We start from the raw sequence: 13,301 nt of genomic DNA, 5'->3' as shown, positions 1-13,301 counted from the left end.
TTCAGGCGACGTTCGCCCTGCCGGACCTTCCGGCGTTCCCCGCCGAGTGCCAGGTTGGGGGAATGCGGACACTCATCGGTGCTCTGGTGATCGCACTGCTCACACCAGGCGCCGCCCAGGCACACCACCGGGACTTCGACCTCCAGGCGCACCGCGGCGGCATCGGCCTGACCGTCGAGAGCACGCTCAAGGCGTTCGGCAAGGCGCTCGAACTCGGCGTGACGACCCTGGAGCTCGACCTGCAGATCACCAGGGACGGCCGTGAGGTCATCACCCACGACCGCAGGACGAACCCGGCGAAGTGCCTCGACACCGCGCCCGCGTTCCCCGGCGACCCCGAGTTCCCCTACGCCGGCAAGTACGTGAAGGACCTGACGTTCGCCCAGGTGCGCACGCTCGACTGCGGCAGCACGAGGTGGTCGCAGTACCCGGACCAGGAACTCTCGCCGGGCGCCCGCATGCCCACCCTGGCCGAGCTCTTCGACCTCGCCCGCGAGCACCGCGCGTGGGGCATCCGCTTCAACATCGAGACCAAGGTCGAGGCCGCGGCGCCGCACGAGACCGCGCCACGAGAGCAGTTCGTGCAACGCGCCGTCCACGAGATCCGCCGCTCGGGCTTCCAGCGCAACATCACCGTCCAGTCCTTCGACTGGGGCACCCTGATGCGGTTGCGCGAGGTCGAGCCGCGCATCCCGCTGGTGGCGCTGACGCAGCCGGAGATGCTGCGGCCGGGTTCACCCTGGACGGGCGGCCTCGAGCTCGCCGACTTCGGTGGCAGCGTCGCGAAGATGGCGAGGAGCTTCGGCGCGGCAGCGCTTTCGCCGGTGCACGGCAACCCGCAGGGCGGCAAGGTCGGCGACCCGGACTACGTGCCGTTCACGACGAAGGCACTGGTGCGGGACGCGCATCGGCAGGGGCTCAAGGTGATCCCGTGGACGACCAACGATCCCGCGACCATGGGCAAGCTGATCGACGACGGGGTGGACGGGATCATCACCGACTACCCGGACCGGCTGCGGAAGGTCATGCAGGAGAAAGGTTTCAAGCTCCCGCGCAAGTACCGCGGCTAGTCCCCGCCGCCTCCGCCGTCACCGCCGCCGTCACCGCCGCTGTCACCGTCACCGGTGTCGCTGAAGTCGACGCCCCTGAAGACGCCGCCTCCACCGCCACTCGGGCGGTGGGAGTGGCGCGGTAGCTGGGGCAGGCCCAGCGTGGACCTGACGGTTGCCGAGTCCAGTCCCAGCCGGCGGACGATCCGTTCGGGAGCCCAGCGCAACTGGCGGTTGAGGGCTCTGACCACCGCGATGATCTCGCGCTCCGCCGCGGAGATCTCCGCGGCCCGTTCCCGCGCCAGCCGTTCGGCCTTCTCCCTCGCGGCGCGGACCAGCTCGTCGAAGTCCCGTCCGTGATCCTGCAGGTAGGTCGCGCGGTACTGCTGACTCGCGGCTGCTTCGGCTTTCCGCACGATCTCGGTTCGTGCCATGTCCCAGGCGAACCAGCGCTGCCAGCGCCCGAACCACACCTGCGGCTCCTTGGGCCCGTTCTCGTCCCACTCCTGGCGTGCACGCCGCTGCGCCTCACGCACCTCCCAGTCGCGTTCCCTGGTCAGCTCGTGCAGCGCGCGGGCCGCCGCTCGCGACTCGTCACCCAGCGACGTCCTGATGCGGATCTCCAGCGCGGCGTCGGCACGACGCAGCCACTCCGCCTCGTCGCTCACTCAGCGCTGAGCGGCAGCGAGTGCAGGCCGCGGATCACGAACTCCGCGCGCCGGCCGGGTTCCTCGGCCAGCACCGCGCCGGGCAGCTTGCGGTGCAACGACGACAGCGCCGCCTCCACCTCGATGCGGGCCAGCGGCGCGCCCAGGCAGTAGTGGATGCCCATGCCGAAGCCGAGGTGCTGGTTCTTCTCGCGGCCGATGTCGAGGACGTCCGGGTTCTCGAAGACCAGCGGGTCGCGGGCGGCGGCGCCGAGCAGGGCGGCGATCTTCTCGCCGGGTTCGATGACGTGACCGGCGATCTCGACGCGTTCGGTGGCGGTGCGTTCGAAGAGCTGCAACGGCGAGTCGTAGCGGATGAGCTCCTCCACTGCCGTGGGCAACAGCTCTGGGGAGAGGCGTTCCCACTGCGAACGGTGCTTCATCAGGGCGTAGACGCCGTTGCCGATGACGTTGACCGTGGCCTCGTGGCCCGCCATCAACAGGAGCACCGCGGTGGCGACGAGTTCGTCCTCGGTGAGCCTTGCGCCGTCGGTGTCGGTGACGGCGACGAGGTCGGACACGAGGTCGTTGCCGGGGGAGACGCGGCGCAACGCGATCAGCTCGCGCAGGTAGGCGACGAACTCGGTGGCGGCGCGTTCCGCGGCGTCCTGCTGCTCGACGGGCAGGCCGTACTCGTACATCTTCACGATGGCGTTCGACCACGGCTGGAGCAGGTAGCGGTCCTCACCCGGCACGCCGAGCAGTTCGGCGATCACCTCTACCGGCAGCGGCGCGGCGACGTGGGCGAGCAGGTCGGCGTGGCCCTGGTCCTTGATCTTGACGACGAGTTCGTCGACGAGCTTGTCGGCCAGGTCGGCGACCCACGGGCGCAGGCGCTCGACGTGGCCGCGGCCGAACGCGGCGGCGACCAGGCGGCGCAGGCGGGTGTGCGTGGGCGGCTCGTTCTCCAGCAGCGAGTTGCGGTGCAGCAGGTTGAAGGCCATGAACTGCTCGACCGGCTTCACGTCCGACCAGATCCGGCCGAGCGAGCGGTGCCGCAGGACCGCGGAGCAGGCGGCGTGCGAGACGGCGACAGCGACGCCCAGCTTTTCGTGGTGATGGACCTCACCGGCTTCGCGCAGGGCTGCGAAGGCCGGGTACGGGTCGGCGATGAACTCGGGATCACGCTGGTCGAACGTCACAAGGCGGGACGGTAGGTCGCGATCCGTGTTTCGTCCACGCCGATTTGATTGATGACTCAAATTGTTGTCGAGGAACTATCGTTCGGGGTGTGCAGCAGCCTGCGATCGTCGCGCACCGCGGCGCGTCCACAGACCGTCCCGAGCACACCATCGGCGCCTACGAGCTCGCGCTCGAAGAGGGTGCTGACGGCCTTGAGTGCGACATCCGGTTGTCGAAGGACGGCGAGCTCGTGTGTGTGCACGACCGCACGCTCGCCCGCACGTCGAACGGCCGTGGCACGGTCAGCGCGCTCACGGTCGAGGAGCTGAAGACGTTCGACTACGGCAGCTGGCACCGCCACGGTCAACCGGCCGGGCTGCTGGTGCTCGACGAGCTGCTGGAGCTGGTCAAGGACACGAACGTGCAGCTCTTCGTCGAGACCAAGCACCCGGTCCGGTACCGCAACGAGGTCGAACGCAAGCTCGCCGAGGCGTTGAAGAGGCACGGGCTGAGCTCGCAGATCGTCATGATGTCGTTCTCGCCGACGGCGGTGAAGGCGTTCCGCGACCATGCTCCGGACATCCGCACCGTGCTGCTCCTGGACCGCCTGGGCCGGTACCGCAGCGGTGCGCTGCCGTCGTTCGCCGACTACACCGGGCCCGGCGTGCACCTGCTGCGCAACGACCCCGGCTACGTGGATCGGGCGCGGCGCGCCGGTCACGAGACCTACGTGTGGACGGTGGACGGCGCCGAGGACGTCGCGCTGTGCCGTGACCTGGGGGTCCGCTACCTCGCGACCAATGCCCCGGCGAACACCCGCCGCCTGCTGACGGCTAATTTGGCCACCTAGACAAGCCTGAGCACGAGGAGGGCCAAGGTGGCCAAGCGGACCGCGGTCAAGGACGCACCGAAGGACGGCATCAACCCGAAGCAGCCCTGCCCGTGCGGGTCCGGCAAGCGCTACAAGGCCTGCCACGGCGCGCCCGGCGGCGCGACGGACGTGATCGTGTCCCGGCCGTTCGAGGGCCTGGCCGCCGAGTGCGAGCTGATCGCCCTGCGCGAGTTCGTGCCGTCCGCGATCGTGAAGCTGCCGGTCAAGGACGGGCGCGAGGTCACGCTCGCCACCGTGCTGCCGATGGCCGCCGCCGGTCTGATCCGCGGCGACGACGTGCCGTTCGTGGGCCTGCAGGTGCAGACGCGGTCCGGCGACATCAGCCGCGACCTGGCGCGCGCGGTGCAGTGGGCGCAGCAGGCGAAGACCGGTGACGTGCTGCCGGTCGTGGGCCCGGACGCCGGCGAGAACCCCGCCCGGCTGCAGGACCTGCTCGACACCGGCGCGGACATCACCCCCGTGCTGCACACCGACTTCGTGTGGTGGATGCCGGAGGGCACCGAGCCGACCGGTGAGGTGGCGCTGTCCCTGGAGCGCGCGAACGCCGCGATCCTGCCGACCGAGCGCCTCGACGCCCCCGGCGTGAAGGCCGCCTACTGGGTCGACGCGGGCGACAAGGCGCACCTGCGCTGGGTCCGCCCGGAGCCCGAGGAGAAGCTGGTGCCCGCGATGGCCAGGCTGGCCGCCCGCGGTGAGCTCGACCTCGGCGAGGGCTCGCGCTACGCCGGTTCGTTCCGCGCGCACGGCCTGCTCGTGCCGGTCTGGGACCTCGACCGCGAGATGCACGCCCGCGAGTGGGCCGAGCCCGCCGAGGCACTGGGCAAGCGCCTGCTGGAGGCCCTCGCCTCCGACGAGCCGCTGTCCGACGCCGAACGCCGCGCCCGCGACGGCCTGCGCGGCCGTCAGATCACGCTTCGCTGACCCTGTCCACAGGGTTGTCCACAAGGAGCTGTGGATAAGTGCTGCTGCACATCATCTCGAAGGCCGACTGGGCAGCCGCCCAGTCGGCCGGCTCGATCGCGCCCGCAGGCGAGGACTTCGTGCACTGCTCCGATCGGGGAGTCGTGCACGTGACGGCCGGCAAGTTCTTCCACGGGCAGAGCGGGCTGTTGCTGCTCGTCGTCGATCCGAAGCTGCTGGACGTGCCGGTGCGGTGGGAGGCCGTGGCGGACTCGCCGCTGTGGTTCCCGCACGTGTACGGCCAGATCCCGGTCGCGGCGGTGGCCGAGGTGCACGACTTCCCGTGCGAGCCCGACGGTTCGTTCATCCTCCCGGAGGCTGTCGCCGCTCCGTGACGGCCCGGTACCGGAAATGACGGAACTGCCTGCGGCCGTTGCCTTTCCGTGATTAAAGTGGCGGCAACCGCTTCGCGGACCCACGCGTGAACACCCCGAGCCAGTTTGCTTCGGGGGAGGGGGCGTGCCGTGACGGCGGTGTTGCAGCTGGGATCAGCCGTCGAACACGGCGGGGGAAGAGCGGAAGCCGTGGGGGACTTCGCTGAGTTCGTGCGCATCTCGATGCCGGGACTTCTGCGTTACGGCCACGCACTGACCGGAAACCCGCACGACTCCGCGGACCTGGTGCAGTCAGTGCTGGAGAAGGTCGGTTCACGCTGGGTCGCCGTGCAGCGCAAGGGCGACGACCCGCTCGCGTACGTCCGCCGGGCCATGGCCAACACGCACATCAGCATCTGGCGCCGGCGCCGCCGCGAGAACCTCGTGGCCGACATCCCGGACAGTGGAGCCGTGGCTCCCGAGTTGAGCCGGCTCGAAAACGAACCGCTCTGGCAAGCACTGCGCTCGTTGCCCCCTCGGCAGCGAGCGGTCGTCGTGCTGCGCTACTACGAGAACCTCTCCGAGGCCGAGATCGCCCACGCGCTCGGAATCTCGTGCGGCACGGTGAAGAGCCAGAGCAGCAAGGCGATGGCGAGTCTTCGAACACGCCTGGGAAAGGACTGACCGGTGGGTGATCTAGACGATGATCTGCGCAGGCTCTTCAGCGACGATCGGCTGGACGTCCACTCCGCGCCGGTCTCCACCGAAGACGTGCTCCGCGGCGCGGACCGGCGCAGAAGGCGGCGCACCGCCATGGCCGGAACCTTCGCCCTGGTGACACTGGTCGGTGCCGGGATCGGGCTGAGCCGGCTCGGCGCGCCGTCGCCGGACAGCACGGTCGGTGCGCTCCTGACGACGTCCACCTCGGCCCCCACGACGTCCACGCCGCCACCTTCGGTCAGCACGGTCATCTCGACCGAGACCGTGACGGTGGGGCAGTCACCGAACTCGACCGGCGGCAACACCGGCAAGCCCAACCCCGGTGGCACGAGCAGGTCGAACTCGACACCGTCGTCGTCACCACCCACACCGGAGTCGCAGGCGGGCAGGTACGGAACGCTCGCGCTGGGAATGTCCGAGGCCGACGCGCTGGCGACGGGTTCGCTGGTCGAACCCAGCACCCCCGCCGATCCGGACGGCAGGTGCAAGGCCTACGCGACGAAGTCGGTGCCCAACGCCGACGCCGTGGTCGTCTCGCCGGCCAAGGGAATCGTGCGGATCACCATGCCGAGCTACGCCAAGACCCCCAAGGGAGTCGGCGCGGGTTCGGCGGTCTCCGACGTGAAAGCCGCCTACAAGAATTCCACGCAAAGCGGTTCCACTGTGCTCGCACCAATGTCCGCAACGCCTCCGTGGACATATGTGTTCGAGACTGACGGCGCCACGGTGACGGCCGTTTTCCTGCGCCTGAATGCGAACGACTGCGCGTCCGTCTGATAATGGTGCATTGCTGAGTTCCCGCTGCTCCTGATGGTGCAGCGGGACTTCGGCGTGCGCTTGTGCGCCCATTCCGTCGTGACTTCTTCGTGACTCTGACCTGCGCAACCTCGTTGTGGAGGTGACGTCTTACGGTTGTCTCGACAAACATGGGGGAAACCAAGATGAAGAACTCGATCAAGGCCGCATTCGTCACCGCGATCGCCGCTGCCGGAATTGCCGCGTGCACCTCCGCGCCGACGCCGGAACAGAATTCCGCTCCCGTCACGCCGATTCCCACCACGTCCACGTCCACGTCCACGTCTTCGATCGCGCCGCCGCCCGTCCAAGTGGTCACGGAGGTCGTCACCGCGACGGTGACCGCGCCGCCGCAGGCCATCGCGAAGGTGGACAACCGGCTCGGCTACGGCGGTCTCAAGCTGGGCATGTCGCTGGAGGAGGCGCGTGCCGCCGGTCTGACCGACCTGACCTGGGACAAGGCCGTCGGTGACAACTGCGTCGTGGACAGGCACGTCGCGATCTCCAAGGCGAACGGCGTCGAGCGGATCACGCTGCCCGCGGACGCCAGGACGTCCAAGGGCATCGGTGTCGGTTCGACCTTCGGGGAGGTGCAGCGGGCCTACCCGAGCGCCTCCGAGTACCGCTCCGGCTGGTCGGCCAAGGTCGCGGACAACGCGTACTACCACTTCATCGGCAGCTTCGACCTCGCCCGGTTCGGAGACGCGGACAAGATCCAGCGCGTCAAGCTCGTCGCGGGAGTCGTCAACTGCTCGATGGCCGATCTCTGAACTCACCGAACCGCTGTGCCCGCCCCGCTGGGGGTGGGGCGGGCACAGCACCCAGCACTCGACACAACAACGCTTCCTGGGGGAAGAAAGATGAACCGCTCGCTCAGCATCGTCACGATCGCCGCCGCTCTCGGCCTGGCCGCGTGCACGTCCACACCGCCGGCACCGGACAACACCGCCACGACCACACCGTCCAGCGCCACCGCCACGCCGTCGAACTCGGTGGTCACCCAGGTCGTCACCGAGACCGTGACCAAGCCGGTGGCGCCGCCGGCCAAGCCGGTGATCGGCTCGTTCGGCTACGGCGACCTCAAGCTCGGCATGTCGCTGCAGGACGCGCTGAACACCAAACTGATCGGTCCTGCCCTGAGCGGGGACAAGTGCACGCTCCACGACATCACCGGTACCGGTGAGAGAACGTGGATCTCCAAAGCGAAGGGTGTGGCATCCATGGGCTTCAGCGCCGGCATGTCCGCTGACGGCGTCGGTGTGGGCGCCACGGAGGAGACGCTCAAGGCCGAGTACACCAACCTGGTGCCGGCGGGGCCGAACTACTCCTACCGGGCCGAGGCCGACAACAACCCGAACGCCTACTTCCTGTTCGGCGTGCGCGAGGGCAAGCTCACCGGCGCCTACCTGATGAACAAGGGCCAGGACTGCCACAACAACTAGGCGAGAAGATCTCGGCCCGCGATGTCGAGATCCGCGTTTCGGCTCCGTCTCCCCGGTGACAGCGGCCAGGATGGTCGCGACCGCACCGAGGGAGACGACCCGAGATGGCCAAGTACCTGCTGCTCAAGCACTACCGCGGCGCTCCTGCCCCGATCAACGACGTCCCCATGGACCAGTGGACGCAGGACGAGATCTCCGCGCACGTCAAGTACATGAACGACTTCGCGGACAGGCTCAGGGGCACCGGCGAGTTCGTGGACGGACAGGCGCTCGCTCAGGAGGGCACCTGGGTCCGCTACGACGGTGAGGGACGGCCGCCGGTCACCGACGGGCCGTTCGCGGAGACGAAGGACCTCATCGCCGGTTGGATGATCATCGACACCGACAGCTACGAGCGTGCGCTCGAACTGGCGGCGGAGTTGTCGGCGGCACCCGGCAAGGACGGCAAGCCGATCCACGAGTGGCTGGAGATCCGCCCGTTCTACGGCCACGCGCCGACGATCACGGAGTAACCGTGGACGAGGCACTGCTCAGGAGCCTCACTCCGGCCGTGCTCGGCATCCTCGTCCGCCGCGGAGCTGATTTCGCGGCGGCCGAGGACGCCGTGCAGGACGCGCTGGTCGAGGCCGTCCGCGTGTGGCCGGAGGATCCGCCGCGGGACCCGTTGGGCTGGCTGGTCACGGTGGCCTGGCGCAGGTTCCTCGACGCCACGAGGGCGGAGACGGCGCGGCGCCGGCGTGAGGACGTCGTCGACGCCGAACCGGAGCAGGGGCTCGCGCCGGACACCGACGACACGTTGCAGCTCTACTTCCTGTGCGCGCATCCGTCGCTCACGCCGTCGTCGGCCGTCGCGCTCACGCTCCGGGCCGTCGGCGGGCTCACCACCCGCCAGATCGCGCAGGCCTACCTGGTGCCCGAGGCCACTATGGCCCAGCGCATCAGCCGGGCCAAGAAGACGGTCGGCGACGTGCGGTTCGACCGGCCCGGCGACGTCGCCACCGTGCTGCGCGTGCTCTACCTGGTCTTCAACGAGGGCTACTCCGGTGACGTCGACCTGGCCGCCGAGGCCATCAGGCTCACCCGGCAGCTCGCGGCGGTGATCGACCACCCGGAGGTCGCGGGCCTGCTCGCGCTCATGCTCCTGCACCACGCCCGCCGCGCCTCCCGGACCACGGCGGGCGGCAGCCTGGTGCCGCTCGCCGAGCAGGACCGCGACCGGTGGGACACCACGCTGATCGCCGAGGGCATCGAGGTCCTGCAGGCGGCGCTCGCACAGGACCGGCTGGGGGAGTTCCAGGCGCAGGCGGCCATCGCGGCACTGCACGCGGCCGCGCCCGTGGCCGAGGAGACCGACTGGGTGCAGATCGTCGAGTGGTACGACGAACTGCTCGCGCTCACGAACAGTCCCGTCGTCCGGCTGAACCGGGCGGTGGCCGTGGGCGAGGCGGACGGACCGCGGGCCGGGCTGAAGGCGTTGGCGGAACTGGACGACGCGCTGCCCCGCTACTCGGCCGTGGCGGCTTATCTCCACGAGCGCGACGGCGACCGGCGAACGGCCGCGAAACTCTATGCCGAGGCCGCCGGAAAAGCGTCGAACCTCGCCGAACGGGAACACCTCACCCGTCAGGCCGCCCGGCTCAACAACTGAAAGGACCGCCTGCCCCGAAACGGGTCAGGCGGTCCTTTTGTGATCAGGCACTCAAGCGTGCGGAGAAACTCAGATCTTGCCGCCGGCGGCGGTCGGGGCGCCGGAGTCGCCGCCCTCGTCGCCGACGCTTTCGCGGGTGAGGAACGTCTCCACGTAGAACATGTTGCCATCGGCGCGGTCCATGATCGTGAGCAGCGTCTTCATCGAGGACACCTCCTCGACCTGCTCCTTCAGGAACCACTGCATGAACTGCTCGCCGATGTAGTCGCTCTCCTCGCGAGCGGCCTTCGCGAGCGCGATGATCTGGTCGGTGACCTGCTGCTCCTGGCTCAGGGCCAGGGCGACGAGCTCACGCGGGGACTTGAACTCGTTGATCGGCGTCTCGACGCCGGGAACCGCGACCGCGATGTCGTTGTCCATCAGGAACTGCACGATCATCATGGCGTGGTTGCGCTCTTCGAGGGCCTGCTTGTAGAAGTGCGACGCGAGGCGCGGCAGGTCCTCGTTGTCGAACCACACGGCGAGCGCGATGTACTGCTGCGAAGCGGAGAACTCGTTGCCGACCTGAGCCCGCAGCAGCTCGTGGAAGTCCGACTTCCCGGACAGGAATTTCTTCACGTTCGAGGCCATGAGGAGTACGTTAACCCAAAACGTGGCGACTTGCATTCGAGGAAAAGCTAACCTTTGTTTGGAAAGGTAATCCAAACAAAGGTTAGGCGTTCCTAATCATTCAGACCAATGGTGCGCGGTCGATGGGGCACGACATGCAACGGGGACCGCCGCGACCGGAGCCCAGTTCGGAGCCGGCGATCCGCAGCACTTCGACGCCCGCGTCCTCCAAGCGCGCGTTCGTCTCGACGTTGCGCTCGTACGCCACGACGAGACCGGGAGCCACGGCGAGGGTGTTGTTGCCGTCGTCCCACTGCTCGCGCTCGGCGGTGACGACGTCGAGGCCGGTGTCGATCACCCGCAGCCGTTCGATGCCCATCGCCTCGGCCGCCGCCTCCAGGAACGGCACCGGGCCGTCCACCCGCACGCCGCCGTTGCCGTCGGAGCGCAGGGGGAAGGCGGTGAGCGAGTCGCTGATCGCCGGGTACATCACCACGGCGTCGCGGTCGACCATCGTGCAGACGGTGTCGAGGTGCATCGTGGCCCGTTCCTGCGCGATCGGCACCGCCAGCACCGTGTGCGCGAGGCCGTCCGCGAGAGCGGAGCGGGCGAACGACTCGGCGCCCGCCGGGGTGGTCCGCTCGCCGACGCCGATGGCGATCACACCAGGGGCCAGCAGCAGCACGTCGCCGCCCTCCAGTGGTGCCGAGTGCGCGCCGTACGCACGGCCCGTGCGGCGGAACCGCGGGTGGTAGGCGTAGATCAGGTCGGTCAGCGTCGTCTCGCGGTCACGGGCGGGCAGCGCGAGCGACGTGATGGCCACGCGGTCGCCGACCCACACCGACGAGTCGCGGGTGAAGAGCAGGTTCGGCAGCGGGTCGACGGCGAAGTCGATCGGCAGGTGCATCTTGCGCACCAGCGACGCGCCCTCGGCGGCCGGCAGTTCCTCGAACGTCATGCCGGTCATCAGCACCTGCGCGAGCGTCGGCGCGTCGAGCGACGTGAGGTGGCTGCGCAGCGCGTCGGCCAGGTCGATGCCCAGGCGGCGCTCGTTGACCGCGCTGTGGACGCCCGCGATGCGCGCGCGGTTGTCCTCCAGTGCCTGCACCAGCACGTCGGCCAGCAGCAGGACCTCGACGCCCTTGGAGGTCAGCGTCGCGGCGAACGCGTCGTGCTCCTCCTGGGCCCTGCCGACCCACGGCACGCCGTCGAACAGCAGCTGGTCGTTGTTGCGCGGGGTGAGCCTCTTGAGCTCGTTGCCCGGCCGGTGCAGCAGCACCGTGCGCAAGGGGCCGACCTCGCTGTCCACACGGGGTGCGGCGTCCGGGAGTGCTTCGGTCTCAGCGATCGTGTGCGCGGTCACCGATCGAGCGTAACCTTGAACAGCACAAATCGCCGCTTGTGAGCAAGAAAACGCAACGAATGTGGCGTGAAAACAGATTCGATCATCTGATCGTTAGGGCAACCAGCTGACTTTGCCGCGCAACATTGTGTAGCCCACGAAGGCGACCACGTCGAGGATCGTGTGGGCGATCACCAGCGGCCACAACCGCTTGGTCCGCTGCCAGTAGAAGCCGAAGACCAGGCCCATGACCAGGTTGCCGACGAACCCGCCGAAGCCCTGGTAGAGGTGGTACGAGCCGCGCAGCACGGCCGCCGCGAACAACGCCGTGTACTGCCGCCAGCCCAGCTGCTGCAGCCGCGTGATCAGGTACCCGACCACGAGCACCTCCTCCGCCCACGCGTTGCCGGCGGCGGCGAGGACCAGCGCCAGACTCATCCACCACTGGTTGTCCAGGGTGGACGGCTGCACGGCGAGGTTCAGCCCGAGCGCCCAGGCGGCGAAGTAGAACGCCAGCCCGGGGATGCCGATGATCGCGGCTAGCCCCAGCGCGCCCAGCGAGTCGGCGAGCTTGCGGGTGCCGTCGAGCCCGATGACGCGCAGCTTGATCCCCGTGCGCCACAACAGGTAGAGCCCGATGCCGCCCCACGCGGCGAGTTGCAGCACGCCCAGTAGCTGCGCCACGAGGTCCAGCAGGTCGGCGCGCGCCTGCGGGACGTTGATCGCGACGGACTGCTGGTTGAGCGGTGTCGGCTGCAGCAGGCTGTCGATCAGCCGCACGAGGCTGCGCAGGCCGGACAGCCCGAGCGTCATGCTGAAGACGATCAGCAGTTCGAGCTGGTAACCGCGCTTCTCTTCGGCGTGGATCAAGGTCACCCGCCAGACGCTACCTGCAGCGTTGGATCACCTCTGGGACAAGAACGGGCAGCCCATCAACCGGCGGAGCTCCGCGGCGAGTTCCTGGGCCGTGCTGACCGGCTTGGAGAACGCGATCCGCACGTCGTGGTCGTCGCACTCCGCCTCGACCCGCAGCCGCAACCCGAACCGGTCGAGCCCGAGCGGCCGCACGTTGCCGCTCCGCAGTTCCTCCGGCAGGTGGCGGGCGAGCTGGCCGACGACGTCGCGGTGCGCGGCCTCCAGGTGCCGCAGCCAGTTGTCCTCGTTGCGGCAGAACGGGTCCGGCGTCGCGCTCGCGAACTGCTCCGGCCTGATCGACGAGGTGCCCTCGGCGTCCGCGATCACCATCGACGCCGGTGTGAGCCTGAGCACCGAGGCGCCGTGGCCCGCGTCGAGCAGCCGGTGGTCCGGGCGCACGTCGGCGACGGCGAGGATCTCCTCGCGCGCCTCCTCGCCCTCCAGCGCGGAGACCCAGCCGGTCAGCCACAGCAGGCCGCGCACGGGTTCGCGCAACTGCACGGGAGCCTGGTCGGCGATCTCCAGCATGGCCGTCACCTCGGTCCGCGGCGTCTGCCACAGCTGCCCGACCAGCGGGTGTTCGTCGGCGAGCAGCAGGATCGTCGTTCCGCACGGGTGCACGTGGTGGAACAACGGGCTGGTGCGCGATCCGGACTGAGGAAGCAGTGCGGCGGAACCGTGGCGAGCCGCGATCGTGCGAGCGCGTTCTGCGGCGTGCGGCGCCGGTGGGCGCTTGATCTGGGTGTCGGTCACCGCTGCACCTCCTCGAATGTTAGGCAAGCCTAA

Annotated in this window: 16 protein-coding genes; 10 read left to right on the top strand and 6 right to left on the bottom strand. The window is 69.1% G+C overall.

The features are described 5' to 3' along the window. The first annotated feature begins 62 nt into the window (after nucleotides 1-62). Nucleotides 63-1,070, top strand: coding sequence for a glycerophosphodiester phosphodiesterase (locus DFR72_RS39325; RefSeq protein ID WP_090072101.1), 1,008 nt, complete (start codon nucleotides 63-65; stop codon nucleotides 1,068-1,070). Here DFR72_RS39325 and DFR72_RS39320 read toward each other — a convergent pair. Then, nucleotides 1,067-1,717 carry a hypothetical protein gene (locus DFR72_RS39320; protein ID WP_090072102.1) on the bottom strand — a complete coding sequence of 217 codons (651 nt, stop codon included), beginning with the start codon at nucleotides 1,715-1,717 and terminating at the stop codon, nucleotides 1,067-1,069. The genes DFR72_RS39325 and DFR72_RS39320 overlap by 4 nt on opposite strands. Further along, a complete protein-coding gene (locus DFR72_RS39315) occupies nucleotides 1,714-2,898 on the bottom strand; it encodes a cytochrome P450 (RefSeq protein WP_090072104.1) in 1,185 nt (394 codons plus the stop codon). The genes DFR72_RS39320 and DFR72_RS39315 overlap by 4 nt, the downstream gene beginning before the upstream one ends. An 89-nt stretch (nucleotides 2,899-2,987) precedes the next feature. Here DFR72_RS39315 and DFR72_RS39310 point away from each other — a divergent pair, with 89 nt between their 5' ends. The 9 genes from DFR72_RS39310 to DFR72_RS39270 all read left to right on the top strand — a co-directional run bounded on the left by DFR72_RS39310 (nucleotide 2,988) and on the right by DFR72_RS39270 (nucleotide 9,649). After that, nucleotides 2,988-3,728 (top strand): glycerophosphodiester phosphodiesterase, encoded by a 741-nt coding sequence (locus DFR72_RS39310; RefSeq protein WP_090072105.1) that lies wholly within the window; start codon nucleotides 2,988-2,990, stop codon nucleotides 3,726-3,728. A gap of 27 nt (nucleotides 3,729-3,755) precedes the next feature. Then, complete coding sequence (locus tag DFR72_RS39305) at nucleotides 3,756-4,691, top strand: DUF5926 family protein (RefSeq protein WP_090072106.1); 936 nt, start codon at nucleotides 3,756-3,758, stop codon at nucleotides 4,689-4,691. A gap of 38 nt (nucleotides 4,692-4,729) precedes the next feature. Then, complete coding sequence (locus DFR72_RS39300) at nucleotides 4,730-5,065, top strand: DUF952 domain-containing protein (protein ID WP_090072107.1); 336 nt, start codon at nucleotides 4,730-4,732, stop codon at nucleotides 5,063-5,065. A 129-nt stretch (nucleotides 5,066-5,194) separates the two neighbouring features. Next, nucleotides 5,195-5,728 (top strand): SigE family RNA polymerase sigma factor, encoded by a 534-nt coding sequence (locus DFR72_RS39295; RefSeq protein WP_425459938.1) that lies wholly within the window; start codon nucleotides 5,195-5,197, stop codon nucleotides 5,726-5,728. Nucleotides 5,729-5,731: 3 nt separating this feature from the next. Continuing rightward, nucleotides 5,732-6,541, top strand: a complete 810-nt coding sequence (locus DFR72_RS39290; RefSeq protein WP_090072108.1) for a hypothetical protein — start codon at nucleotides 5,732-5,734, stop codon at nucleotides 6,539-6,541. A 164-nt stretch (nucleotides 6,542-6,705) separates the two neighbouring features. Continuing rightward, on the top strand, nucleotides 6,706-7,329 hold the full coding sequence (locus DFR72_RS39285) for a hypothetical protein (RefSeq protein ID WP_143086975.1): 624 nt from the start codon (nucleotides 6,706-6,708) through the stop codon (nucleotides 7,327-7,329). Between the two features lie 90 nt (nucleotides 7,330-7,419). Next, the gene (locus DFR72_RS39280; RefSeq protein WP_090072111.1) at nucleotides 7,420-8,001 is read left to right on the top strand and encodes a hypothetical protein; all 582 of its coding nucleotides are present in this window, start codon (nucleotides 7,420-7,422) and stop codon (nucleotides 7,999-8,001) included. Between the two features lie 104 nt (nucleotides 8,002-8,105). Beyond that, nucleotides 8,106-8,513 carry a YciI family protein gene (locus DFR72_RS39275; protein WP_090072112.1) on the top strand — a complete coding sequence of 136 codons (408 nt, stop codon included), beginning with the start codon at nucleotides 8,106-8,108 and terminating at the stop codon, nucleotides 8,511-8,513. Between the two features lie 2 nt (nucleotides 8,514-8,515). After that, the gene (locus DFR72_RS39270; protein ID WP_090072113.1) at nucleotides 8,516-9,649 is read left to right on the top strand and encodes an RNA polymerase sigma factor; all 1,134 of its coding nucleotides are present in this window, start codon (nucleotides 8,516-8,518) and stop codon (nucleotides 9,647-9,649) included. A 69-nt stretch (nucleotides 9,650-9,718) separates the two neighbouring features. On the opposite strand, the gene DFR72_RS39265 is transcribed toward DFR72_RS39270, so the two are convergent. The 4 genes from DFR72_RS39265 to DFR72_RS39250 form a co-directional block, all read right to left on the bottom strand. Then, complete coding sequence (locus DFR72_RS39265) at nucleotides 9,719-10,279, bottom strand: ferritin (RefSeq protein ID WP_090072114.1); 561 nt, start codon at nucleotides 10,277-10,279, stop codon at nucleotides 9,719-9,721. 100 nt (nucleotides 10,280-10,379) lie between these two features. Beyond that, nucleotides 10,380-11,567 carry an arginine deiminase gene (locus tag DFR72_RS39260; RefSeq protein ID WP_170176618.1) on the bottom strand — a complete coding sequence of 396 codons (1,188 nt, stop codon included), beginning with the start codon at nucleotides 11,565-11,567 and terminating at the stop codon, nucleotides 10,380-10,382. A gap of 147 nt (nucleotides 11,568-11,714) precedes the next feature. After that, nucleotides 11,715-12,413, bottom strand: a complete 699-nt coding sequence (locus DFR72_RS39255) for a CPBP family intramembrane glutamic endopeptidase (protein ID WP_090072267.1) — start codon at nucleotides 12,411-12,413, stop codon at nucleotides 11,715-11,717. A gap of 90 nt (nucleotides 12,414-12,503) precedes the next feature. Beyond that, complete coding sequence (locus DFR72_RS39250; RefSeq protein ID WP_090072116.1) at nucleotides 12,504-13,268, bottom strand: DUF2470 domain-containing protein; 765 nt, start codon at nucleotides 13,266-13,268, stop codon at nucleotides 12,504-12,506. Nucleotides 13,269-13,301 lie beyond the last annotated feature (33 nt).

This window comes from Lentzea flaviverrucosa (assembly GCF_003350445.1).
Lineage (GTDB): Bacteria > Actinomycetota > Actinomycetes > Mycobacteriales > Pseudonocardiaceae > Lentzea > Lentzea californiensis.
Note: the sequence above shows the minus strand (reverse complement) of the source record. Positions and strands in the feature narration are given on the sequence as shown.